The sequence below is a fragment of the Enterobacter vonholyi genome (assembly GCF_040834095.1).
Classification (GTDB): domain Bacteria; phylum Pseudomonadota; class Gammaproteobacteria; order Enterobacterales; family Enterobacteriaceae; genus Enterobacter; species Enterobacter vonholyi.
Genome location: NZ_CP162152.1, coordinates 262,005 through 286,743, shown reverse-complemented (window position 1 = coordinate 286,743; position 24,739 = coordinate 262,005). Strand labels below are relative to the sequence as shown.

At 56.1% G+C, this 24,739-nt stretch carries 23 protein-coding genes; 7 read left to right on the top strand and 16 right to left on the bottom strand.

Annotation, left to right across the window (positions count from 1 at the left end):
• Window positions 1–50: 50 nt before the first annotated feature.
• The 4 genes from rpoH to ftsY all read right to left on the bottom strand — a co-directional run bounded on the left by rpoH (window position 51) and on the right by ftsY (window position 4,336).
• Complete coding sequence (gene rpoH / locus AB3N39_RS01305) at window positions 51–908, bottom strand: RNA polymerase sigma factor RpoH (RefSeq protein ID WP_115876938.1); 858 nt, start codon at window positions 906–908, stop codon at window positions 51–53.
• Window positions 909–1,159: 251 nt separating this feature from the next.
• The gene (gene ftsX, locus AB3N39_RS01300; protein ID WP_111965831.1) at window positions 1,160–2,215 is read right to left on the bottom strand and encodes a permease-like cell division protein FtsX; all 1,056 of its coding nucleotides are present in this window, start codon (window positions 2,213–2,215) and stop codon (window positions 1,160–1,162) included.
• Window positions 2,208–2,873 (bottom strand): cell division ATP-binding protein FtsE, encoded by a 666-nt coding sequence (gene ftsE / locus AB3N39_RS01295; RefSeq protein WP_045402529.1) that lies wholly within the window; start codon window positions 2,871–2,873, stop codon window positions 2,208–2,210. The genes ftsX and ftsE overlap by 8 nt, the downstream gene beginning before the upstream one ends.
• Window positions 2,874–2,875: 2 nt before the next feature.
• Entirely contained in the window at window positions 2,876–4,336 is a 1,461-nt protein-coding gene (gene ftsY / locus AB3N39_RS01290) for a signal recognition particle-docking protein FtsY (RefSeq protein ID WP_325814449.1), read from the bottom strand.
• Between the two features lie 127 nt (window positions 4,337–4,463).
• Between ftsY and rsmD the strand changes: the two genes are divergently transcribed.
• Both rsmD and AB3N39_RS01280 read left to right on the top strand, forming a co-directional pair.
• Entirely contained in the window at window positions 4,464–5,066 is a 603-nt protein-coding gene (gene rsmD, locus AB3N39_RS01285) for a 16S rRNA (guanine(966)-N(2))-methyltransferase (protein ID WP_325814448.1), read from the top strand.
• Window positions 5,050–5,331: a DUF1145 family protein gene (locus tag AB3N39_RS01280; protein WP_008500088.1), complete on the top strand. Its 282-nt coding sequence runs from the start codon at window positions 5,050–5,052 to the stop codon at window positions 5,329–5,331. Before rsmD ends, AB3N39_RS01280 begins: the two co-directional genes overlap by 17 nt.
• A 60-nt stretch (window positions 5,332–5,391) precedes the next feature.
• Here AB3N39_RS01280 and AB3N39_RS01275 read toward each other — a convergent pair whose 3' ends face one another.
• A complete protein-coding gene (locus AB3N39_RS01275; RefSeq protein WP_325814447.1) occupies window positions 5,392–5,748 on the bottom strand; it encodes a DUF2500 domain-containing protein in 357 nt (118 codons plus the stop codon).
• A 129-nt stretch (window positions 5,749–5,877) separates the two neighbouring features.
• Here AB3N39_RS01275 and AB3N39_RS01270 point away from each other — a divergent pair, with 129 nt between their 5' ends.
• On the top strand, window positions 5,878–6,504 hold the full coding sequence (locus tag AB3N39_RS01270; RefSeq protein WP_024906687.1) for a lysoplasmalogenase: 627 nt from the start codon (window positions 5,878–5,880) through the stop codon (window positions 6,502–6,504).
• A gap of 76 nt (window positions 6,505–6,580) precedes the next feature.
• Window positions 6,581–8,752 (top strand): Zn(II)/Cd(II)/Pb(II) translocating P-type ATPase ZntA, encoded by a 2,172-nt coding sequence (gene zntA, locus AB3N39_RS01265; protein ID WP_367897013.1) that lies wholly within the window; start codon window positions 6,581–6,583, stop codon window positions 8,750–8,752.
• 87 nt (window positions 8,753–8,839) lie between these two features.
• Here zntA and ubiA read toward each other — a convergent pair whose 3' ends face one another.
• The 5 genes from ubiA to malK form a co-directional block, all read right to left on the bottom strand.
• Window positions 8,840–9,709, bottom strand: coding sequence for a 4-hydroxybenzoate octaprenyltransferase (gene ubiA / locus AB3N39_RS01260; protein WP_111965826.1), 870 nt, complete (start codon window positions 9,707–9,709; stop codon window positions 8,840–8,842).
• 12 nt (window positions 9,710–9,721) lie between these two features.
• Window positions 9,722–10,219 (bottom strand): chorismate lyase, encoded by a 498-nt coding sequence (gene ubiC, locus AB3N39_RS01255; RefSeq protein WP_021242729.1) that lies wholly within the window; start codon window positions 10,217–10,219, stop codon window positions 9,722–9,724.
• Between the two features lie 180 nt (window positions 10,220–10,399).
• Window positions 10,400–11,359, bottom strand: a complete 960-nt coding sequence (malM, locus tag AB3N39_RS01250; RefSeq protein WP_133295391.1) for a maltose operon protein MalM — start codon at window positions 11,357–11,359, stop codon at window positions 10,400–10,402.
• A gap of 111 nt (window positions 11,360–11,470) precedes the next feature.
• The gene (locus AB3N39_RS01245; protein WP_047173657.1) at window positions 11,471–12,796 is read right to left on the bottom strand and encodes a maltoporin; all 1,326 of its coding nucleotides are present in this window, start codon (window positions 12,794–12,796) and stop codon (window positions 11,471–11,473) included.
• A 71-nt stretch (window positions 12,797–12,867) separates the two neighbouring features.
• Window positions 12,868–13,977: a maltose/maltodextrin ABC transporter ATP-binding protein MalK gene (gene malK / locus AB3N39_RS01240; protein ID WP_023310005.1), complete on the bottom strand. Its 1,110-nt coding sequence runs from the start codon at window positions 13,975–13,977 to the stop codon at window positions 12,868–12,870.
• A 370-nt stretch (window positions 13,978–14,347) separates the two neighbouring features.
• On the opposite strand from malK, the gene malE reads away from it, so the two are divergent.
• The 3 genes from malE to malG all read left to right on the top strand — a co-directional run bounded on the left by malE (window position 14,348) and on the right by malG (window position 18,114).
• Window positions 14,348–15,538, top strand: coding sequence for a maltose/maltodextrin ABC transporter substrate-binding protein MalE (malE, locus tag AB3N39_RS01235; RefSeq protein WP_045909150.1), 1,191 nt, complete (start codon window positions 14,348–14,350; stop codon window positions 15,536–15,538).
• A gap of 126 nt (window positions 15,539–15,664) precedes the next feature.
• Window positions 15,665–17,209: a maltose ABC transporter permease MalF gene (malF, locus tag AB3N39_RS01230; protein ID WP_136195996.1), complete on the top strand. Its 1,545-nt coding sequence runs from the start codon at window positions 15,665–15,667 to the stop codon at window positions 17,207–17,209.
• Between the two features lie 14 nt (window positions 17,210–17,223).
• Window positions 17,224–18,114 carry a maltose ABC transporter permease MalG gene (malG, locus tag AB3N39_RS01225; RefSeq protein ID WP_023310002.1) on the top strand — a complete coding sequence of 297 codons (891 nt, stop codon included), beginning with the start codon at window positions 17,224–17,226 and terminating at the stop codon, window positions 18,112–18,114.
• A gap of 97 nt (window positions 18,115–18,211) precedes the next feature.
• On the opposite strand, the gene psiE is transcribed toward malG, so the two are convergent.
• From psiE to pgi, 6 genes are all read right to left on the bottom strand, one after another.
• Window positions 18,212–18,622, bottom strand: a complete 411-nt coding sequence (psiE, locus tag AB3N39_RS01220) for a phosphate-starvation-inducible protein PsiE (RefSeq protein ID WP_000202963.1) — start codon at window positions 18,620–18,622, stop codon at window positions 18,212–18,214.
• Window positions 18,623–18,815: 193 nt separating this feature from the next.
• Window positions 18,816–20,912: a YjbH domain-containing protein gene (locus tag AB3N39_RS01215; RefSeq protein WP_133293571.1), complete on the bottom strand. Its 2,097-nt coding sequence runs from the start codon at window positions 20,910–20,912 to the stop codon at window positions 18,816–18,818.
• Entirely contained in the window at window positions 20,912–21,649 is a 738-nt protein-coding gene (locus AB3N39_RS01210; RefSeq protein ID WP_133293570.1) for a capsule biosynthesis GfcC D2 domain-containing protein, read from the bottom strand. The genes AB3N39_RS01215 and AB3N39_RS01210 overlap by 1 nt, the downstream gene beginning before the upstream one ends.
• Complete coding sequence (locus AB3N39_RS01205; protein ID WP_127729233.1) at window positions 21,646–22,284, bottom strand: YjbF family lipoprotein; 639 nt, start codon at window positions 22,282–22,284, stop codon at window positions 21,646–21,648. The genes AB3N39_RS01210 and AB3N39_RS01205 overlap by 4 nt, the downstream gene beginning before the upstream one ends.
• Before the next feature lie 63 nt (window positions 22,285–22,347).
• Complete coding sequence (gene yjbE / locus AB3N39_RS01200) at window positions 22,348–22,590, bottom strand: exopolysaccharide production protein YjbE (RefSeq protein WP_008503423.1); 243 nt, start codon at window positions 22,588–22,590, stop codon at window positions 22,348–22,350.
• A 367-nt stretch (window positions 22,591–22,957) separates the two neighbouring features.
• Window positions 22,958–24,607, bottom strand: coding sequence for a glucose-6-phosphate isomerase (gene pgi, locus AB3N39_RS01195; protein WP_115876949.1), 1,650 nt, complete (start codon window positions 24,605–24,607; stop codon window positions 22,958–22,960).
• Window positions 24,608–24,739: the final 132 nt, after the last annotated feature.

Here is a 24,739-nt window from a genome sequence, read left to right as displayed (position 1 = left end):
ACAAAACCCCCAGACTCTCATCCAGGGGTTCTCGGTGTACTTCGCGGAAATTACGCTTCGATAGCGGCGCGAAGTTTTTTCATGGCGTTCTTTTCAAGCTGACGCACACGTTCTGCAGAGACGCCGTAACGGTCAGCCAGCTCCTGCAGCGTGGACTTGTTGTCTTCGTCCAGCCAGCGGGCGCGGATAATATCCTGGCTACGTTCGTCGAGGCCTTCCATCGCATGGGTCAGCTTGTTCGCGGCCTGATCTTCCCAGTTGTCCTCTTCGATGCCATCAGCAAAGTTAGAGGTTTTATCCTGCAGATACAGAACCGGTGCCATCGGCTGGCTGTCGGAGGCGTCGTCGTCGGAGGACATATCAAAGGTCATGTCCTGCGCGGCCATACGGGATTCCATCTCACGCACGTCTTTGCTGGTTACGCCCAGCTCGCGCGCCACCATTTCCACTTCATCCTGGTTGAACCAGCCCAGACGCTGCTTGGTTTTACGCAGGTTAAAGAACAGTTTGCGTTGCGCTTTTGTCGTGGCGACTTTCACGATACGCCAGTTGCGCAGCACGTATTCATGAATTTCTGCCTTGATCCAGTGTACGGCGAAGGAGACGAGTCGCACACCCACTTCCGGGTTGAAGCGACGCACAGCCTTCATCAGGCCGATGTTACCTTCCTGAATCAAGTCCGCCTGCGGCAGGCCATAGCCCGCATAATTACGAGCAATGTGAACAACAAAGCGCAGGTGAGACAGGATCAGCTTTTTCGCTGCTTCCAGATCGCCCTGGTAATGCAGCTTTTCAGCAAGCTCCTTTTCTTCCTCGGCCGTTAACATCGGCCAGGTGTTCGCAGCCCGGATATAAGATTCCAGGTTACCAACAGGGGCTAAAGCTAAAGTTTGCATTTCTTTGGTCATTCATTCCTCTCAGTGTTTCTTCTGGTCCAGGTTGTCCCCGTCAGGCAACAACCATGCCAAAGCGTTTGAGCAACGAGATTAGCATTCACTCTTTTATCAGACAGTGATTTTATCCACAAGTTCCAGGTGCAACGGTGAATAAATTACGCACAAAATGTGACATGGAGATGATAACAGGGGAAGAGACAACAGGGACGCTTTCCCTGCAGAGCGAACATCTCGGTGCAGGGAAAGATTATATCACGCTTTTATTAGTCGGGAGTAAAGTGACGTAAATGTTGAACGGTTGCCAGCCACGCTGCCACCCACCCAATCATCGAACACACCAGCAGCAGTAACAGGCACTCATCGAACCCTAAGCCACTGATATCAAACTTCGTTCCGAAAACCTGCGCCACTTCAGTCACGGCAGACGAAAGCCGCATCACCAAAATTTCTGACAATATCAGTGAAAGAAATGCGCCGGAAAAACCGAGCAGTGCGCCACCGTAAAGGAACGGTCGGAGGATGAAGCCATCCGTCGCACCAATCAGTTTCTGCACGTTGATGGTATCGCGACGGGCAAAGATGCTCAGGCGCACGCTGTTGCCGATGACGAGGAAGACCGCCGCCACCATCAGCACGCCAATCATCGCCGCGACGCGGCCTACCAGCCCGGTGAGAGCAGAAAGGCGCGCAAACCAGCTGTCATCCATGCGCACTTCATCAATGCCCTTAATGCGCGTGATGCGATCGCGCAGGGTGTTAAGCGACTCGGTCCCCTGGAAATCCAGCTTCGGGATCACCACCGCCACGGCGGGCAGCGGGTTCTCTTCGAGCATATCCAGCGCGCCGCCAAAGCCAGACCAGTTACGGAACTCGCCCAGCGCGTCTTCACGTGAGAGATAGTTGACCTTCTCTACGCCCTGCTCGGCCTGAATTTGCCCAACCACCTGGGCCGCCGCGTTATCGTCGAGCGCTTTATCCAGATAGACCGTGATCTGCGGGGACGGATAATACTGGGAGGCCGCCTGGTTGACGTTTTTATAGACCATATAGCAGACGCTTGGAAGCGTGAGGGAGATGGCGATCACCATCACCGTCAGGAACGTCGCCAGCGGTTTGCTTTTCAGGTCCTGCAGCGCGCCGTGGAACGCGTAGCGCACCTGCTCGTTAAAGACGTTGGTTTTACGGGAGGCCGGTTTTGGCGCGGCCTTCTGGCGCTTCGGCGCATTACGATTGCCGTCACCCCCGCCCTGCGGCTTACGGAAACGGTCAAACCGGTTCCCGAACTGCCGAATCTGGTTTATTGCATCACGCTTATTCACCGTGGCCTCCGTGCAAATGACCGTCGCTCAGGGTCAGCATGCGGTACGAACGACGGGAAATCAGCCCGATGTCGTGCGTTGCCATCAATACGGTAACCCCTACGCGGTTAAATTCCTCAAACAGACGCAAAATCCCTTCTGACAGAGCATCGTCCAGGTTACCGGTCGGTTCATCCGCCAGCAGCACCGCAGGCTTGTTCACCACCGCGCGGGCGATACCCACGCGCTGCTGTTCACCGCCGGAGAGCTGGATCGGGAAGTTCTTCGCTTTGTCCAGTAGCCCGACCTTATCCAGCGCCGCAGAGACGCGGCGGCGGATATCGTCATAGCTGGCGCCGGCAATAATCAGCGGAATGGCCACGTTATCGAAAACGGTGCGATCCATCAGCAGGTGGTGATCCTGGAAAATCATGCCGATCTGGCGACGCAGGAACGGCACCTCACGGTTTTTCAGGCGGCTGATCTCATGGCCGCTGAAAAAGATCTTCCCGGCGCTTGGCCGCTCGATCCCACAGATAAGCTTGAGCAGGGTACTTTTCCCCGCGCCGGAATGGCCGGTCAGGAATGCCATCTCGCCCGGCTGCAGGTGGAATGTGACCCCCTGCAGCGCTTGTCTCCCACCGAGATAGGCCTTGCTGACGTGTTCAAAGCGAATCATTGTTAGTCCTCTCGGGCAAATAATGCCTCAATAAAGTCGTCCGCCTTAAACGGACGTAAATCCTCAATACGCTCGCCCACACCGATGTAACGGATAGGAATGCCGAACTGGTCAGCCACGGAGAAAATCACCCCGCCTTTCGCGGTGCCGTCCAGTTTGGTCAGCGTGATCCCCGTCAGTCCTACCGCTTCATGGAACAGCTTCGCCTGGCTGATGGCGTTCTGTCCGGTGCTGGCATCGATGGTCAGCATAATTTCATGCGGTGCGTCTTCGTCCAGCTTCTTCATGACGCGAACGATTTTCTTCAATTCTTCCATCAGGTGCGATTTGTTCTGCAAACGCCCTGCGGTATCGGCAATCAGCACGTCCACGTTGCGCGCCTTCGCCGCCTGGATGGCGTCAAAGATCACGGACGCGGAATCCGCGCCGGTATGCTGGGCAATCACCGGAATGTTGTTGCGCTGGCCCCACACCTGCAGCTGCTCAACCGCCGCTGCACGGAAGGTATCGCCCGCCGCCAGCATCACCGATTTGCCCTGCTGCTCGAACTGGCGCGCCAGCTTGCCGATGGTGGTGGTTTTACCCACGCCGTTCACGCCGACCATCAGAATAACAAATGGCGTTTTGCCTTCAATATTAAGCGGTTCGTCAACTTTTGCGAGAATTTCACCCATCTCGTCTTTCAGCAGGCCGTACAGCGCTTCGGCGTCGCGCAGCTGTTTGCGGCTCGCCCCTTCGGTCAGATTGGCGATGATCTTACGGGTAGTTTCTACCCCAACGTCAGCAATCAGCAGTTGTTCTTCCAGCTCTTCAAACAGATCGTCGTCGATCTTCTTGCCGCGGAACAGACTGATAAATCCGGAACCTAAGTTTTCTTTGGTTTTAAGCAGGCTGCGCTTCAGGCGCGCGAAGAAACCTTCTTTGGTCGGTTTTTCCTGCTCCTGAACGATCTCGTCTTCGGCCTGCTCTTCTACCGGCACAACGATGACCGCTTCTTCAGCTGCCTCCGCCGCCAGCGCCTGGGCTTCCAGCTCTTCGTCGGTCAGCTCCGGCTCGAGCGCCGCTTCTTCTTCCACCGCCTCAACGATTTCAACGGTTTCCGCTTCGGCCTGCCACTCTTCGGCAGACACCGCTTCGGCTTTGACCTCTTCCGGCAGCGGCAGCTCTTCGTGTTCGATAGCGGCCTGTGGTGCTTCGATAGCGGCTTCTACGACAACCGGTTCTGGCTTCTCGCTCTCCTGAACCCGTTCAGTGACCTCAACCACCTCTTCAGCAAAGGTTTCAATCTCTTCTTTGCTGTGCGCCGTTTCTTCCGCGTCAACAACCGCGGCGGTTTCTACTGGCGTTTCAGGCTGCGATGACTCTTCAACGGCTTGTTGCTCTTCGGTTTTCTGTTCTGTTTCTTGCTCTTTTTCACCGAAGCCCAGCCAGGAAAAGAAGCCACGTTTTTTTTGTTTTGCCATCTGCGACTACACTCCTCGCGGCGCTATATACATGGAAGCTAAAAAAATGATGAAATAGTCTAACACTTTACTTAATTGACATCACCGCCCGCAATCGCAGGCCAATTGTTAACAGAGCTTTCCTGAGATGAAGAAACCCAACCGCGCCCCGGCCGGTCAAATTCGTATTATCGGCGGTCAGTGGCGAGGCCGGAAATTACCGGTGCCGGACAGCCCCGGTTTACGCCCAACTACCGACCGCGTGCGCGAGACGCTGTTTAACTGGCTGGCTCCGTCTGTGGTAGACGCCCACTGTCTTGACTGCTTCGCCGGCAGCGGCGCCCTCGGGCTGGAAGCGCTGTCGCGCTTTGCCGCCAGCGCCACGCTGCTGGAGATGGAGCGCGGCGTTGCGCAGACGCTGCAGCAAAATCTGGCGACGCTGAAGGCGAGCAACGCCAAAGTGGTGAACACCAACACGCTGAGCTTCCTCGCGCAAAAGGGCACGCCGCATAACGTGGTGTTTGTCGATCCGCCGTTCCGCAAGGGGCTGCTTGAAGAGACGTTATCCCTGCTGGAGCAAAACGGCTGGCTGGCGGATGACGCATTGATTTACGTGGAAAGCGAAGTGGAAAACGGTTTGCCGCCGGTTCCCGCCCACTGGGATCTGCACCGTGAAAAAGTGGCAGGTCAGGTTGCTTATCGTCTGTATCACCGTCAGGCACAAGGAGGATCCGATGCCGGTACTGATTAATCTGGGACGTTTGCTGATGCTGGGCGTCTGGGCGTTTTTGCTGCTCAACCTGGTGCACCCGTTCCCGCGTCCGATGAATATTTTTGTTAACGTGGCGCTGATTTTCACGTCGTTTATGCACGCCCTTCAGATGGTGATGCTGAAAAACGGCCTGCCGAAAGACGGCCCGCAGATGACGGGCTGGCAGCAGCTGCGCGTCTTTATTTTCGGCGTGTTTGAGCTGCTGGTGTGGATGAAAAAATTTAAGGCGCAGGTGAAGAAGTAAGGTGCGGCCTGATGCCCTCACCTTTACCCTCTCCCACAGGGAGAGGGAACCAATCGCGCCTTATTCAGGCGTAAAACCTTCGAATCGCGACCCTTTGTAGCTCAGCGTTCCTTTCTCTCCCACCGTCAGCTGATGGTACTGTTGCGCCTCCAGGCGGAAGGTCATCTCAAGGCCGCCCGTTTCCGGCTTAAAGCTCGCTTCATAGCGCATTGTTGTGCCCGCAGGCGTCACCTTCTGCTGGCGCGAGCGGCGGTCATTGAGCGGTTTTTCGCGTTTGTTCGTCACCACCACGCGCTTTTGCATCAGCGGTGCGGCATCGTTATCCGCCTTCTCGCGGCGCTGCTGCACGAAACGAAACGAGGCGGCAATGACGATAATCGCCACCACGATAATGAAAAAAAGCGGCATCTTGCTCATTGAAAAATCCCATCAGATTATGCGGAATTCAGGATACCTTGCCTTCCCCACCATTGCCAAACGCCCGCCCGCGTCACTACACTGGATCAGAAACTGATTATTCAGGCTTAACAGATACAGGGAGTTAATATGCTTTGGTCATTTATCGCTGTCTGTTTTTCCGCATGGCTTTATGTCGATGCGTCGTACCGTGGTCCCACCTGGCAGCGCTGGTTGTTTAAACCGGTCACGCTGCTGCTCCTGCTGCTGCTGGCCTGGCAAGCGCCAATGTTTAACGCCGTCAGCTATCTGGTGCTCGCAGGGCTGTGCGCCTCTCTGATTGGCGATGCCCTGACCCTGCTGCCGCGCCAGCGCCTGCTGTATGCCGTAGGGGCATTTTTCCTGTCGCATCTGCTGTATACCATCTACTTCGCCAGCCAGATGACGCTCTCTTTCTTCTGGCCGCTGCCGCTGGTCCTGCTGGTGATTGGCGCCCTGCTGATCGCGGTGATCTGGTCGCGTCTGGAAGAGATGCGTTTGCCGGTTTGTACGTTTATCGCCATGACGCTGGTAATGGTATGGCTGGCAGGTGAACTGTGGTTCTTCCGTCCGACCGCTCCGGCGATGTCAGCGTTCTTCGGCGCCGCACTGCTGCTGATAGGTAACGTCGTCTGGCTGGGCAGCCACTATCGCCGCCGCTTCCGGGCGGATAACGCGATTGCCGCCGCCTGTTACTTTGCCGGGCATTTCCTTATTGTGCGTTCGCTGTATATCTAAATAGCGCTTGACTCTGGAGTCGACTCCAGAGTGTATGCTGCGGTTAATGAGAAAATTATCATTGCCGGAGACTGCCATGTCGACTCCAGAAATACCTAAAAAAGTTCCTCAATTCTCGGCACTTAAGCTCAGCCCGGCTCCGTCGAAAGACGACTGCTGCTGCGAAGGCGCGTGCGAAACGCAAACTCAACCCCTTCCTGAAAGCGGCAACCGCTACAGCTGGGTCGTCAACGGCATGGACTGCGCCGCCTGCGCGCGCAAAGTGGAAAACGCCGTCAAACAGGTGCCGGGCGTGAGTCACGTTCAGGTGCTGTTCGCCACCGAAAAGCTGCTGGTTAGCGCCGATAACGACGTCAGCAAGCAGGTTGAAGCCGCCGTCAGCAAGGCGGGTTATACCCTGCGCAGCGAAACGGCGCCCGTTGAAAAAGTCTCCTCCCTGAAAGAAAATCTGCCGCTCATTACCCTCATCATCATGATGTCCCTGAGCTGGGGTCTGGAGCAGATTAACCACCCGTTCGGCAATCTGGCGTTTATCGCCACCACCCTGGTCGGTCTGTTCCCGATTGCCCGTCAGGCGCTGCGCCTGATGAAAAGCGGCAGCTGGTTTGCCATCGAAACGCTGATGAGCGTGGCGGCCATCGGCGCGCTGTTCATTGGCGCGACGGCAGAAGCGGCGATGGTGCTGCTGCTGTTCTTAATCGGCGAACGTCTTGAGGGCTGGGCGGCGAGCCGGGCGCGTAAAGGGGTCAGCGCGCTGATGGCGCTGAAGCCGGAAACCGCCACGCGCGTGGTAAACGGTACGCGTGAAACGGTCGCCATCACTACGCTGCGTCCGGGCGACGTGATAGAAGTCGCGGCAGGCGGACGCCTGCCTGCAGACGGCGCGCTGCTTACCGCCACCGCAAGCTTTGATGAAAGCGCCCTGACCGGCGAGTCCATTCCGGTTGAACGTGAGGCGGGTGAAAAAGTGCCTGCAGGCGCCACCAGCGTCGATCGTCTGGTGCAGCTTAAGGTTCTTTCCGAGCCAGGCGACAGCGCCATCGACCGTATCCTGAAGCTGATTGAAGAGGCTGAGGAGCGCCGCGCGCCGGTCGAACGCTTTATCGACCGCTTCAGCCGGATCTACACGCCCGCCATTATGCTGGTGGCTCTGCTGGTTACCGTCGTCCCACCGCTGTTCTTTGGCGCGCCGTGGGAGGGCTGGATTTATAAAGGGCTGACGCTGCTTCTGATCGGCTGCCCATGCGCGCTGGTGATTTCCACCCCGGCGGCGATTACGTCCGGTCTGGCGGCTGCGGCACGTCGCGGGGCGCTGATTAAGGGCGGCGCGGCGCTGGAGCAGCTCAGCCAGGTCCAGCATATCGCTTTTGATAAAACCGGTACGCTGACCGTGGGCAAGCCGCAGGTGACCGGCGTGTATCCGCAGGATATCAGTGAGGATGAACTGCTGGCCCTGGCCGCCGCCGTTGAACAGGGCTCCACCCATCCGCTGGCGCAGGCGATTGTGCGTGAAGCGCAGTCGCGCGGACTAAACATACCTCCGGCAACCGCCCAGCGGGCGCTGGTAGGGTCAGGGATTGAGGCCACCGTTGACGGTAAAAAGGTGCTGATTGTCGCGGCGGGTAAGTCTTCTACTCCAGAGGTGGAGACGTTAGAACAGACCGGACAGACGGTCGTGACCGTCATGCAGGACAGCACCGCAAAAGGGATGCTGGCGCTACGCGACACCCTGCGCGATGACGCAAAAGAGGCCGTGGCGGCGCTGCATCAGCTGGGCGTGAAGGGCGTGATTCTCACCGGTGATAACCCTCGCGCGGCGGCAGCGATTGCCGGTGAGCTGGGGCTGGCGTTTAAAGCCGGATTGCTGCCTGCGGATAAGGTCAGCGCGGTGACGGAGCTGAACGCTCAGGCTCCGCTGGCGATGGTCGGTGACGGGATCAACGATGCCCCGGCGATGAAAGCGTCCACCATTGGTATTGCGATGGGTAGCGGTACTGACGTGGCGCTGGAGACCGCCGACGCGGCGCTGACCCACAACCGCCTGACCGGGCTGGCCCAGATGATCGATCTTGCGCGCGCGACGCGGGCCAATATCCGTCAGAACATCGGCATCGCGCTCGGGCTGAAGGGGATTTTCCTGGTAACGACCCTGCTCGGCATGACCGGACTGTGGCTGGCGGTGCTGGCGGATACCGGGGCAACGGTGCTGGTGACGGCGAACGCGCTTCGGCTGCTGCGTCGCCGGTAAAAAAACGCCCGGTGGCGCTAACGCTACCGGGCCTACATTTCCTGCCAGATCGTGGATCGAGTAAGACGAAGCCGCCACCCGACTTTTTTATAAGAAATAGCTCATCGCCAGGCCTAAAAACAGCACCAGACCGACGTAGTTATTGTTCATAAACGCCTTGAAGCAGGCATCACGTTCACGCTTAGCGATCAGCTTCTGCTGATAAGCAAACAGCAGCCCCGCCACCAGCACGGACCAGTAAAACTCCCAGTTCAGCCCGTTCAGGCGGCCAATCGCCACCATCAGCGCCAATACCGCGACCTGCAGGATACCGATAATCAGCTTGTCGTGACGACCAAAGAGGATGGCGGTGGATTTGATGCCGATTTTCAGGTCATCGTCGCGGTCTACCATTGCATATTGCGTGTCGTAAGCCACCGCCCAGAGAATGTTCGCCAGGAACATCAGCCAGCAGCTGAGCGGTAAGGACTCACTAACCGCCGCAAACGCCATCGGAATCGACCAGCCAAACGCCGCGCCCAGCACCACCTGAGGCAGGTGGGTATAGCGCTTCATAAACGGATAAACCCAGGCCAGGGCCAGCGCCGCAACGGAAAGCAAAATGGTCATGGTGTTCAGGGTTAACACCAGCAGGAAAGAGAGCAGCACCAGAACAATAAACAGCACGCGGGCTTCTTTCCCGGTGACCTGCCCGCTGGGTAACGGACGACCGGCAGTACGCTTAACATGACCGTCGAATTTACGATCGGCATAGTCATTCACCACGCAGCCCGCCGCGCGCATCAGCCAGACGCCGGCAACGAACACGCCCAGGATCCACAGCGGCGGCACGCCCGGCGTGGCAAGCCACAGCGCCCAGAGGGTCGGCCACAGCAGCAGCAACGCGCCAATGGGTTTATCGGTACGCATTAAGCGGTGATACGCCAACAGCTTATTCTGCGTCAGGCTCCACTCCATTTTTTCTTCCTCTTAGTACAACGGTGATGCCGGTAAAAAAAGCTCCGTCAGTATTAACGGTTTACCGCTCAGGCGAAGGCGGGAACGACGCCCCCACAGTTCAGCATCACGACCAATCTCAATAAAATCCCGGGTAAGCTCAGACGAGGTGAAAAGGTAACGCCCCAGAGGCGTTTTCCCCAGACGTTGCAGTGCCAGTTCTGGCCCGGAAAGGGTGGACTCAGGCACTACCGTCCGTCCGGCAAGCCACGGCTCGCCATCGGCACAGAGCAAAATTTCGCGCAGCCAGTAACGTGGCTCGTGCGGCAGCAGCGGCAGCTCGTTGGCGATCTCATCGCCAGAGACAAACCCTTCCTGAATCAGGGTCACCGTGACCGTTTTACCCTGTTGCTCAAAACGTTTCGTCATGGAATCTTCCAGCAGCAACCAGTCCAGCTGCTGCGGATCAAGCGCAGGTATTTGGTCGAAATAGCGCAGCGCACGCAGTTGCGTTAGCGCAGGGTGTGACATGCCAGACTCTCCGATACATAACGTAATGGCATTGTATCGCAGAAACACGGATTGAGGGGGGCCAAACGTTATTTAACGATCACGATCGCAACATGGGCGCAACAGCCTGGCCGATACGAAAAAAAGTGCGCCCACTCAGGCGCACCAAACTACTAACAAATCAGCACTGTGGGGAAACGGTTACCCCTTGCCTTTTACACTGCTGATAAAGGTGGAACGGGCAGTGGTTGAACCTAAACGTTCGGCTTCATCAAGCAGCTTCAGCGCTTTATCGACATCGCCGCGCTTCACCGCCTGCTTAATGGCGTTGTTGAAGTACTCTTCGGTGTCGTTCAGTACCGGCTCGGCTTTCTTCGCCGGGGCAGGCGCTGCAGTCGCTACCGGTGCGGCTGCCGTGGCAGCGGGTGCGGTATAGGCAGGTGCAGGTGCCGCAGTGTTGCCAACGGTGACAGCAGCAGGGCCAGAGGATCCGAATAACGGCCCGACCAGAATACTGGAGCTGGTGTTTGTTTGAACTTTGAGTTTTAGCGTACCGTTCGTCACGTGGCGTGCGACCGGATCAGGAATATCAGGAATAGCGTTACCCGCCCCCTGAGCATAGGATTTTGCCGGATCAATCATTTTGGTGGTGCGCTGCAGATCTTCGGGCGTAGTAAACGCGAGGATATAAATCTTTTGCTGGCCTAAAGCGGGTGTCAGTTTCAGTATGCCCTCAAGGCGGTCAGCCGACATGACGCCGGGTTTCTGATAGGTAAAATAACTGCTTGGGAAAAAAGCTGAAGGCGACATGTTTTGATCAAGCACTAACACGTTTGGTGCAAATACAGAGGGTGTTTTGTCGGCTTCACTGACAAGCGTTAACGTTAACTCACCCACATTTGCAGGGACACTCCATGCAGCAACCGGTCCTGAAATTCCCGGTACATTCAGGGTCTGTCCTGTATTCCCCAACTCGATGGTCTGGGTTTGTGCCACATTCACGGGCACCCAGTTCAGACTTTGCAGTGTGGCAGAGGGGATCGCAGGCGCAGCAGTCGTGTTCTGCGGAACGATATTGACATCAGCCAAGCTCACTGCTGGTAATGCAGCAAACATGCCCGCCGTCAGACAGAGTGCTAAGAGACTTTTTTTCATCGTTATGACCTCATTATTCGAAAGCATGGTAGCCAGGCAATAGCGCATACTTTCCGAGAAATGCGTTATGAGTTAGAGGGGCCTAAGCCCCTCTTTTAAATACATTAACGTCTAAAATTACCACCAGATTTCCATCTGAGCACCGAAGGTCCACTCATCGCTGTCACCACGGCTGGTCGTACCGAACGGAGTTACAGTGCTGTTGCTTGCAGCAGTGGAAGAGAAGTTACCCTCAGAGTCGGTCTTCACGTAACCCCATTTCTCATCCCACTTGGCGTAGGTAGCAAACACGCGAATCGCTGGACGGGACCAGATGCTGTCACCCGCCTGCCACTGTTGTGCCAGAGTGATTTTGTATTGGTCGTTACGATCGCCGGTTTGCTGAGATTTGACGTTGTCATATCCCACTTCCAGCAAGGTGCTCATGATAGGCGTCCATTTGTACATTGGACGCACGCCCACGGTGTACCAGGTGGTACCTTGATTGTTGTCACGATCGATATCCTGATACATACCGACGTACATCAGGTCCCATTTATCCGCCAGCGTGATCGCACCGTGGTCGAGGATACGGATCAGGCTGCCGTCATTATCAACAGCACCCCCACGCGCCTGACCTTTACCCTGAGAAATCATGGAGTCGGTGGCGTACTGCACCACAAACTTGTTGAAGCCTTTCATCATGCTCTGGGTGTGTTCTGCAGTGAACATCCAGCCATCTTTCGATGCACCAGGCTGCAGGTAGTAATCGTCAGGAATGTTGGTATGGCCGTAGTCAACACCCAGTTCCAGAGTACCGCCCGGGTTAATTTCCATACCGGCTAAACGCGCATCAAACACGTCGTTTGGCACTTTGTTGTTATAGGTACGCAGACCGGTATTCGGATCGCGATCGCCAAAAGCCGAGGAGCCGCCGGATTCAGAAGAACGAGTTGCTGCGAGAGAGAGTTTACCTATACCGACATCAACGTTTTCCAGACCTGCACCAGGACCAGAAATATCCCAGTAGTAGAAGTCGATCATGTGAACGTCATGACGTTGATAGAAACGCTTACCTGCCCAAATATTTGCCCCTGGCAGTGAATCAATCAGGTTTTTACCTACGACGTTAAACTCACGCACTGCTGGCGTGTTACTGTCTTCCCAGTCGTTAAGCTGAGCAGTTTTATAGGCGATGTTGGAATCGAAATAGAAGCTCTTGTCCGCTTCTTTCCACACTTCCTGGCCTAATTTAACTTCCGCATAGGTTTCACACTCGTTACCAAGACGATATTTAGAATCCGCACCGGTGGTCTGGAAACATTGTTGTTCACCACCACTCCCGGTCCAGCCGATGCCAGAACGAGCATAACCTTTAAAATCTACAGCACCCGCCTGGGCAGACAGGATGCCTGCCGCAATGGCGATTGCCAGAGGGACTTGTTTGCGCAGAGTAATCATCATTCTATCTCCTGAGATCATTGCTTTTCTTTGAACACTTCACCTGTCGGTTTCGTGTCTTCTTTTGGGATTGCTTAAACGCCTGGCTCTTTATGCAACCGACGACATGCAGTGCCATCCTCACGGAACAGATGGCAACGCTCTGGCGGCAAGCCGATAGCGAATGTGGCACCCTCTTCTACCAACACCACGTCGTTCTGGCGGTAGACCAGGTTCTGACGGATGGCGGGGATCTGGATATGAATCTGTGTTTCGTGACCAAGCTGTTCGACGACCTGAACGTCACCTTCCAGGGTCACATCAGCGATGTGGCTCGGCAGCAGATGCTCAGGACGAATACCGAGGGACATGTTTGCCCCGACCTGTACGTTGGCGCTGTCGACCGGCAGCCAGACCTGCTGGCGGTTTGGCAGCTCCACCTGTACCTGTTCAATGGCTGTCGCGGTCACTTTGACGGGCAGGAAGTTCATCTTTGGCGAGCCAATGAAGCCCGCAACAAAGCGGTCTGCCGGGTAGTGATACAGCTCCAGCGGTTTACCCACCTGCGCCACGCGACCGGCATCCAGCACCACGATTTTGTCGGCGAGGGTCATCGCTTCGACCTGATCGTGGGTGACGTAAATCATCGTGCGGCCAAGACGCTTGTGCAGACGGGAGATTTCGATACGCATCTGGACGCGCAGGGCGGCATCCAGGTTGGAAAGCGGTTCGTCGAGCAGGAAGACGCGCGGCTCGGCGACCAGGGTACGGCCAATCGCCACGCGCTGACGCTGACCGCCGGAAAGCGCTTTCGGCTTACGCTCCAGCAGGTGCGCCAGCTGTAATACTTCAGCTACCTGCGTCACGCGCTGGTTAATGACCTCTTTCTTCGCGCCGGCCAGCTTCAGGCCAAAGGACATGTTCTCGGCAACGGAAAGATGGGGATAGAGTGCATAAGACTGGAACACCATGCCTACGCCACGTTCGGCAGGCGGGATGTCATTCATTCGGGTATCACCAATCAGCAGGTCGCCGCTGGTGATGGTTTCAAGACCGGCAATCATACGCAGCAGAGTAGATTTACCACAGCCTGATGGGCCAACAAACACAACGAATTCGCCTTCGTTGATGTCCAGATTGATGTCTTTCGACACCACAACGTCACCCCAGGCTTTCGTTACATTACGCAGCTGTACGCTCGCCATGCCCTTCTCCCTTCGTTACAACCTGTCACCGACAGAAACATTCAAGATAAGTTCACTATGGGGTATCCATTACTTTCCCGAATCCTCCACCCCCCGCCTTTTTTATGGGGGAGGAGGCGGGAGGATGAGAGAGCAGGCTCTGCGACCGCCGCGGGAGGGCTGAGGCAAAATTCGTGAAGCCGCCTGCAAAATTCGGTGGGTTTTTATGTGCGCCAGCACTCATAACTTAAATTTATGCAACGGAGATCACACAAACGGGGGGTGGGGCGTAGGGGTTGGGAGGATGGAAAGAGGATGTCAAATAAGGAGACTGAGACACGTTGAACCACTGAAGTCATACCATGAGACATCACCAAAAAGGATGGCAGCTATGAATATCAAGACTGGCGCACGCGTTTTCGCATTGTCCGCCCTCGCAGCAATGATGATTTCCGCACCGGCGCTCGCCAAAATTGAAGAAGGCAAACTGGTTATCTGGATTAACGGCGACAAAGGCTATAACGGCCTGGCCGAAGTGGGCAAAAAATTCGAGAAAGACACCGGCATCAAAGTTACCGTAGAACACCCGGACAAACTGGAAGAGAAATTCCCGCAGGTTGCGGCAACCGGCGACGGCCCGGACATCATCTTCTGGGCGCATGACCGTTTCGGTGGTTACGCGCAGTCTGGCCTGCTGGCTGAAGTCACCCCGGACAAAGCTTTCCAGGATAAACTGTTCCCGTTCACCTGGGACGCTGTTCGCTATAACGGCAAGCTGATCGCTTATCCTGTCGCGGTTGAAGCCCTGTCTCTGATTTATAACAAAGACCTGGTACCTAACCCGCCGAAAACCTGGGAAGAGATCCCGAAACTGGATAAAGAGCTGAAGGCGAAAGGTAAATCCGCCCTGATGTTCAACCTGCAAGAGCCGTACTTCACCTGGCCGCTGATAGCTGCCGACGGCGGTTACGCGTTCAAGTTTGAAAACGGCAAGTATGACGTGAAAGACGTGGGCGTCGACAGCGCGGGCGCGAAAGCGGGCCTGACCTTCCTGGTTGACCTTATCAAGAACAAACACATGAACGCGGATACCGATTACTCCATCGCGGAAGCGGCGTTCAACAAAGGCGAAACCGCGATGACCATCAACGGTCCGTGGGCCTGGACCAACATCGACAAGAGCAAAATCAACTACGGCGTGACGCTGCTGCCAACCTTCAAAGGCAAGCCGTCTAAACCGTTCGTTGGCGTGCTGAGCGCGGGTATCAACGCCGCCAGCCCGAACAAAGAGCTGGCGAAAGAGTTCCTGGAAAACTACCTGCTGACCGATCAGGGTCTGGATGAAGTGAACAAGGACAAACCGCTGGGCGCCGTTGCGCTGAAATCCTTCCAGGATCAGCTGGCGAAAGACCCACGTATCGCGGCTACCATGGATAACGCCCAGAAAGGCGAAATCATGCCGAACATCCCGCAGATGGCTGCGTTCTGGTACGCCACCCGTACCGCGGTCATCAACGCTGCAAGCGGTCGCCAGACCGTTGATGCCGCGCTGAAAGATGCTCAGGGTCGTATTACTAAGTAATGACGTAGTCCCCTCTTCCTTTGGGAGAGGGTTAGGGTGAGGGTTGTCGCTATTCGCACGCCCTCACCCCGGCCCTCTCCCCCCAGGAGAGGGAGAAAAGATCAAACGTTGTAGAGGAAAAACCCCATGGATGTCATTAAAAAGAAACGCTGGTGGCAAAGCGACGCGCTGAAGTGGTCAGCGATAGGTCTGCTGTGTCTGCTGGTGGGTTACCTTGTTGTTTTAATGTACGTACAAGGGGAATATCTGTTCGCCATCATGACGCTGATTTTAAGCTCTGCTGGCCTGTATATTTTCGCCAACCGTAAAGCCTATGCCTGGCGTTATGTCTACCCGGGCGTGGCCGGGATGGGGCTGTTTGTCCTGTTCCCGCTGATTTGCACCATCGCCATTGCGTTTACCAACTACAGCAGCACCAACCAGCTTGCGCAGGAACGCGCCCAGCAGGTCCTGCTGGATCGCTCATATCAGGCAGGCAAGACCTTTAACTTCGGCCTCTATCCTGCGGGGAACGAGTGGAAGTTAGCGCTTACTGACGAAGCAAGCGGCAAATACTACGTTTCCGACGCGTTCAAATTTGGCGGCGAGCAGAAGCTGGCCTTAAAAGAGGCCGAGGCCCTGCCGGAAGGTGAACGTGCCAACCTGCGCGTCATTACCCAGAACCGCCAGGCGCTGACCCAGCTCACCGCCGTGCTGCCAGATGAAAGCAAAGTGACCATGAGCTCGCTGCGCCAGTTCTCAGGCACCCAACCGCTCTATACCCTGGCGGATGACGGCACGCTGACCAACAACCAGAGCGGCGTGAAGTACCGTCCGAATAACGACATTGGTTTCTATCAGTCCATTACTGCCGACGGCAAATGGGGTGATGACAAGCTCAGCCCGGGCTACACAGTCACCATCGGCTGGGACAACTTTACCCGCGTGTTTACCGACGAAGGCATTCAGAAACCCTTCTTCGCCATCTTTGTCTGGACGGTGGTCTTCTCGGTGCTGACGGTGATACTGACCGTTGCCGTGGGCATGGTTCTGGCCTGTCTGGTCCAGTGGGAATCCCTGAAGGGCAAAGCAATCTACCGCGTGCTGCTGATTCTGCCGTATGCCGTGCCGTCGTTTATCTCGATTCTGATTTTCAAAGGGCTGTTTAACCAGAGCTTCGGTGAAATCAACATGATGCTGAGCGCCCTGTTCGGCATCAAACCGGCCTGGTTCAGCGACCCAACCACCGCCCGCTCGATGATCATCATCGTGAATACCTGGCTGGGTTATCCGTACATGATGATCCTGTGCATGGGGCTGCTGAAGGCCATCCCGGATGACCTGTACGAAGCTTCGGCGATGGACGGTGCGGGTCCGTTCCAGAACTTCTTTAAGATTACGCTGCCGCTGCTCATCAAGCCGCTCACCCCGCTGATGATTGCCAGCTTCGCCTTTAACTTTAACAACTTCGTGCTGATTCAGCTGTTGACCAACGGCGGCCCGGACCGCCTCGGCACTACGACGCCGGCAGGCTATACCGACCTGCTCGTGAGCTACACCTACCGTATCGCCTTCGAAGGCGGCGGCGGCCAGGACTTCGGTCTGGCGGCAGCGATTGCCACCCTGATCTTCCTGCTGGTAGGCGCACTGGCGATTGTGAACCTGAAAGCTACACGTATGAAATTTGACTAAGGAGGGCATCGATCATGGCAATGGTACAACCCAAATCTCAGAAGTTGCGCCTCCTGGCGACGCACTTAGGCCTGCTGATTTTCATCGCGGCGATCATGTTCCCGCTGCTGATGGTTATCGCCATCTCCCTGCGTTCGGGTAACTTCGCGACAGGAAGCCTGATCCCGGACGAAATCTCCTGGGAGCACTGGAAGCTCGCGCTGGGCTTTAGCGTGGAACACGCGGATGGCCGCGTCACGCCGCCGCCGTTCCCGGTGCTGCTGTGGCTGTGGAACTCGGTGAAAATCGCAGGCATTACCGCCATTGGTATCGTGGCACTTTCCACCACCTGCGCCTACGCCTTTGCCCGTATGCGTTTCCCGGGCAAAGCGACGCTGCTGAAAGGGATGCTGATTTTCCAGATGTTCCCGGCGGTGCTGTCGCTGGTGGCGCTGTATGCCCTGTTTGACCGCCTGGGCCAGTACGTCCCGTTTATCGGCCTGAACACCCACGGCGGCGTGATCTTCGCCTACCTTGGCGGTATCGCACTGCATGTGTGGACCATTAAAGGCTATTTCGAAACTATCGACGGCTCGCTGGAAGAAGCCGCCGCGCTGGATGGGGCTACCCCGTGGCAGGCGTTCCGCCTGGTGCTGCTGCCGCTGTCGGTGCCGATTCTGGCGGTGGTGTTTATCCTGTCGTTTATCGCTGCGATCACTGAAGTACCGGTTGCCTCACTGTTACTGCGTGATGTGAACAGCTACACCCTGGCCGTGGGTATGCAGCAATACCTCAACCCGCAAAACTACCTGTGGGGCGACTTTGCCGCGGCGGCCGTACTCTCTGCCATCCCGATTACCGTGGTGTTCCTGCTGGCGCAGCGCTGGCTGGTGAACGGCCTGACGGCGGGCGGTGTGAAAGGTTAAGTTTCATTTTGTTATGCCACTGCAACCCTCAACTTTAGACGTATTGTATTGACCCAACTTGTGACTGTTGTTAGGCGCTCTTCGGAGCGCCATTTTTTTATTCCCGTTTCAGCCGCTTCGAATTGCACAGCCAGAGGGTGATCACCAGCAGCAGGATCGCCGCCGAGTAGATCAGCACGTCGAGCGGGGATTTATGATCGACGATGATCAGCCGCACAATGGCGGTGATCCCAATGTAGACAAAATAACGTAGTGGGAAGTGAAAGCCGGACTGAAAATACTTCACAATCAGGGCGATAAATTCAAAGTAGAGAAAGTAGACCACCAGGCCTTCCACCAGCGCATATTTGCTGGTTTGTTCAGGGGCAAACAGCACATCCGCCAGATGCACCGTCTCTTTACCCAAAAAGACGACCAGTATCAGGCCAAGGCTCAACAGACCGAGGTTCAGCACGGTCTGGAGGATAGTTGAGATAAACTCAACGCGCGGGCGAGTCAGGGATGTCATACAGCACCTCATTCTCCAGGGCGAGGTTTCTGTATAACGCAAAAATGTGACGGAGATCTATATTTTTTGTTTATGTTTAGCGCACCGGAGAGGATTCCCCTCACCCCGGCCCTCTCCCCAAAGGGGCGAGGGGGAAAAGACAGCACCGAGCGATCCCCTCTCCCCTTTGGGGAGAGGGTTAGGGTGAGGGGCATCAGCGGAAGTTAATGTTCTTATCGCTGGTCATGTCGTACAGCTGGAACTTACGTCCAAGCTGCTGGCCGCCGTCGCGCGTCAGCGGCGTCCAGCCAACCGCTGCACGGCTGCGGGTTGGGCCTGACGAGAAGAGATCCAGCGGAATCGACACATAGACTCCCTTGGTGAAGTCCCCTTCCCCGTATTCGTCCGGCGAGACGTTCGTAATGGTGGCGTAGCCGCCCACCACGACGCCGCTATCGAAGTGTTTGGAGATGTCCAGCGTACCGCCCTTATCGCCCGCCAGGTACTGGCCTACGCTGGCTTTCACCAGCACGTCAGGCGCGAACGACGGCGTCCAGTAGGCGGTCAGGTGACCGGTTTTGACGCTGTAGTCGGTGAACTTCATCATGTCCTGCGCGCTGCGCCAGTCACGCTGTTTAACATAGTTAGCATCAATCCCGAACGCCCAGTTGCTGTCGACAGGACGATAAAGCACTTCCGCCCCCGCGCCGCCGTACATGGTTTCCAGATACCCGCCGTACACCTGGCCGTAGAAGCCGTTGCCGAAGTACTGGAAGTAGTTGGCCTGCAGGTTGTTCACGTAAGCATCGTTCTGCACGTACTCACGCACGCGGGTACGCACGCGCGGCAGCGACGAGTCTTTTGGCGGGTTGGTGTAGTTGAACTTGTCATAGTTATTGGCGATGTTGCCGAACAGGCTGCCGGTGGTCAGCAGATGGTCGGTCAGCCACAGATCCGCCGTCGCCATGACGCCCAGCTGATACATGTAGAAGTTTTCCGGCCCACCGACGGACTGGTTCAGCACCGGATCGATATGGAAATCGAAGCGCGACCTGTCGATATACCAGCCCTGCTCTGTGGTTTCTGGGACGATCGGCTCAACGCGTTTTTGCACCAGCTCGGTTTCATGTCCCAGCGGCTCGCCTTCGAGGTGGCGCTTAAGGCTGGCAACATCCGTTTCCGTCGTCACCTGCGGCAGGTTGAGACGATTCTCGGTCACGCGGATCGTGCGGATCCCCTCTGGCAGATCGTTCATGATGATCCGGTTGGCGCGCTCGATCCCTTCCCGCGAGTCGCGGTATTTCACCTGCTCGCCGGTGACGTAAAGCGTATCGCCTTTCACCTGAATTTTCGGATCCGCCAGGCCGGCATTGTATTTCAGCAGCGTCAGCTGGTTTGCCACCACTGAGTGCTGCAGAATCGCATCCTGCGGTTCCGGCTGGTATGCAGGCCGCGCGTTGTCGTTGTAGTGCGGCCGCATGTCGTTAAAGTTGGTGCGCAGCGTGAAGCCGAACATCACCGTATTGCCGCGCTCGTAGCTGAGGTTAACGTCGGCCCAGTCGGTGACGCGATAAATTGCGCCGACGTTAAACTTGCTCTTCTGCTCAATCTTCCCGGCGAAGTCCTGCGAGTAATCATTCCCCTCGTACTCCAGCTTCAGGCGTAACGGCTGCCATGGGGTTTGATACTCCACACCGCCAAACAGCGATGCTGGACCGTGGAACATCTGATCCCCGTTGATGGAGCCCGCTTTCTTATAGCTGTTATCGCGGTAGCAGTATTTATCGCTGTAGGAGCAAAACGGGTTTTTCACGTTTCCGCTGGTGCCGAGATAGCCCCATCCCAGGCCAAGCGAGAAGTCGAACGGCCCCCAGGCCTTGCTGGCCACGATGTATTCCGCATCAAACAGGCCGGTACCGCCGATATCTTTGGCGCCCACGGAGACCTGCGGCATCCAGTAGCTCTCTTCCCACAGGCGCAGCTTGACGTCGAAGGCTTTATCTTTGTAGGTCTGATCGCCTGAGAACGCCTCGACGCTGCTGTATTGTTTCGTCCGCACGTCGGTATAGCGCAGCGTGGTTTCAAGCCACGGGAACAGCTGCACTGACCCCGAGTAGTAGCGATACTGGTCGTTATCACGGTAGTTAAGGCTAATTTCCCCTTCGCGCGCCATACGCGCGGTGGGCGTTTGCAGTAAACCGACGCCGCCGAAGTCTGACTGAGACGGGCCAATGGGTGCCGGATACGTTTCTGCATGGCAGGCGGCACTCACGCAGAGCGCCAGCATGCTGTAGAGATAGGTTCTTTTCATTATTCCGGTATCCGCTGAATCAGGGAGTGAAGGATATCGGCGTTAAGCCCGTCATACGCCTTCGTCCAGAAATGGTCGGCAAAACCGACAAAAATAATGCTGCCCGGCATGGGTTCGATATGACGTTTATTCCAGTAAGCAACGGGGGCTTTTTGCGTGTGGCCGTCGGGGTAAATCACCCAGGCGTAGCTGTTATCCGCGCCGCTCAGCCGACTCTGCTCGTCGAGATAACTCGCCACGTCACGACCGGGGGTAAAGGGCTTGTTACCCGGGCTGCCGATCAGCCCCATCACGGTCACCGTCGTCGGCTTCGCCGGAAGCCAGAGCGTATAGTCCCCTTCCAGGGTCGGGTTGCCGTTTTCCGTGACGCGCACGTCATCCGGGTCAAGATTGACGTTCTGTCGGCCCGTCACCTTCAGCGCCTGCAGCTGCTGGCGAACGCTATTAATCGCCGCCGCGTCGTCGCCGTCTTCCTGCTCCGCTAATCCCGTTAGCCTGGCAAGGAGCGCCTTGTGCTGCTGTTCCGCTTCAGCGGTCTTCTGCCGTTCAGCGATGACCGCGCCTGGCCACCAGCTGTTGGCGAGCCTTGGCTGTCCGACGAGATCGAGAAGATGCTCGGCGTGGGTTAAGGTTTTGGGTTTTTCACTGTCCGGCGTGTAGACCTTCACAGTCCCGGCGGACCATGCCAGCGGCGCGGCAAAACTGGCGATAAGCGCAGCGTGGATGAGCATTTTCATGATTTCGCCGCCTTGATCAGGGTGGTTTTGACCGGAAAGAATCCGGCACCAAGATACTGTAATGACTGGCGGATCTGCCCTTCCTCGTCAATCCAGAAGCGGTTGTGCCAGGTGGCCTGGTCGGTGATGACCTCTTCATCCAGCACGCGAACCTGCGTTTCGTCGCTGCCGACCTTCACGCTGTCGGTGCCGTCCCAGCGGAAGGTCGAGCGTGCCGTGGCGTAACGCACCTGCTTGTGTTCAGTCCAGCCCATCGTGCGCGTCCAGCCTGCGCCGTCGACGATCTGGTTCGGCTTGATCAGCGGGTCGTCGGCGAGATTATTCACCTCCAGCAGGTTGTCGCCGCCCAGCAGGGTTTTCACGATACGGCCATGCTGCGTCACGATGGTGGCCTGATCCTGCGTCACCCATTTCTGCTGCCCGTTTTCATCGAAAGCGAGCACCACAAAAAGCTGCGGGCCATCGTTAAGCTGCATGTACTGACTGGCATAAGGCATGTTCTGAAGTTCGTCATCGGTCAGATGCACGCCCGGCGTGCCGAACATGCTTTCCCACAGTGAATTTCCCAGCCCTTTAGTGGTGGCCGAGCACGCCTGCAGCAGCAGGCAAATCAGAATGATTGCAGGTCGCTTCACGACTCTTCTCCGAAGGGGCGAAATAACCACACCGAAGTGTGGTTATGATTAAAACACCCGCTATTACTGGGTGCTGGTTGTCGTGGTGGTCGTGGTTCCGGTGTTGGAGCCATCACCGCCACCGGTTGCCGCCAGCGCGACACCCACGGCTGAACTTACGGTGCTGGCGCTGGCTGCGGTAGAACTTCCCGCAGACGCAGACGTCGCAGCCGACCCTGCCGCTTCCCCGACCTGAACCGGAGCTGCATAAACAGATGTCGCCGCAAGCGCAGATATGGCAAAAATGCCATACAGTACTTTCTTCATAACAATTTCCCTTCAATGAATGAATGGAGATTTGCCCGAAAAGAATTTCAGGCGGAATCGAGTATACACAACTCATGCCGTGGGTTTGCCGTAAGGGGAAATAGGGAGCGGGTTTTCGGAATAATGGTTAAAATGGAAATGAAGGACAAATCCAAAAAATACAAAAGAAATACAAAACAAATACTTATAATATATTTACATTATCTGATTTCTGCGTATTTTCTTAAAATAAACCGCAGCAATTAACGGGTTAAGCGTCTTTTTCGGATTAAACTCAGATCCAGAATTTGAGTTAACTAACAGACATCAGGAATTATCCGATAAAAAAATGCCGGCATTAAGCCGGCACGTTTTCATGTCGTTTTAATTACGCACGCCATGCTTTATAACGGTTGATCAAACCATTTGTCGAGCTATCATGGCTGGTAATCGCTTTATCGTCACCCAGCTCTGGCAGAATACGGTTTGCCAGCTGTTTGCCCAGCTCAACGCCCCACTGGTCAAAGGTGAAGATGTTCAGGATCGCGCCCTGCGTGAAGATTTTGTGCTCGTACAGGGCAATCAGCGCGCCCAGGCTGAACGGCGTGATTTCGCGCAGCAGGATGGAGTTGGTTGGACGGTTGCCTTCAAACACTTTGAACGGTACCACGTGCTCCAGCGTGGCAGGATCTTTACCCTGGTCACGGTATTCCTGCTCAACCACCTCGCGGGATTTACCGAACGCCAGCGCTTCGGTCTGGGCGAAGAAGTTGGACAGCAGCTTCGGATGGTGGTCGGACAGCGGGTTATGGGTGATAGCCGGAGCGATGAAATCGCACGGTACCATTTTGGTGCCCTGGTGAATCAGCTGGTAGAAAGCATGCTGACCGTTAGTGCCCGGCTCGCCCCAGATAATTGGGCCAGTCTGGTAGTCCACCGCGTTGCCGTTACGGTCAACGTACTTACCGTTGGATTCCATGTTGCCCTGCTGGAAGTAAGCCGCAAAGCGGTGCATATACTGGTCGTACGGCAGGATCGCTTCGGTTTCAGCGCCGAAGAAGTTGTTGTACCAGATCCCGATCAGCGCCAGCAGTACCGGCAGGTTTTTCTCAGGCGCGGTAGTGGAGAAGTGTTTGTCCATCGCGTGCGCGCCGGAGAGCAGCTCGACGAAGTTGTCGAAGCCCACGGACAGGATGATGGACAGGCCAATCGCAGACCACAGGGAGTAGCGGCCACCAACCCAGTCCCAGAACTCGAACATGTTCGCGGTGTCGATACCGAACTCGCTGACGGCTTTACCGTTGGTAGAAAGCGCCGCGAAGTGTTTCGCCACGTGCTTGTTGTCGCCAGCGGTTTTCAGGAACCAGTCGCGCGCGCTGTGGGCGTTGGTCATGGTTTCCTGAGTGGTGAAGGTTTTGGACGCAACCAGGAACAGGGTAGTTTCCGGGTTCACGTTCTTCAGCACTTCGGCGATGTGGGTACCATCGACGTTAGACACAAAGTGCATATTGAGGTGGTTTTTATACGGACGCAGCGCTTCGGTCACCATGAACGGGCCGAGGTCAGAACCGCCGATACCGATGTTAACCACGTCGGTGATCGGTTTGCCGGTGTAGCCTTTCCAGCTACCGGAGATAATCGCTTCGGAGAACGCTTTCATCTTTTCCAGCACCGCGTTCACTTCCGGCATGACGTCTTTGCCGTCAACGATGATTGGCGTATTGCTACGGTTACGCAGGGCCACGTGCAGCACGGCACGGTCTTCGGTGCGGTTGATCTTCTCGCCGGAGAACATGGATTTGATGGCGTCTGCAAGCTCAGTCTCTTTCGCCAGATCCTGCAGTTTTGCCAGCGTCTCTTCGGTAATGCGGTTTTTGGAGAAATCCACCAGCATCAGGTCGTCGAAGGTCGCGGAGAACTTGTTGAAACGATCGGCATCTTTCGCGAAAAGATCCGCGATGGTGACGTCTTTCATTTCATCATAATGTTTCTGGAGTGCCTGCCAGGCAGCGGTCTGCGTTGGGTTGATGTTTTTCATTAGCAATACTCTTCTGATTTGAGAATTGTGACTGCGGTCGATTGTAGCGCCTGCAAATAAAAATTGTGATGGTTTTTATGCCATTGCCCTGGCCTGCATCAAACACAGGTGAAAAGACCCGAAAAGTATAGC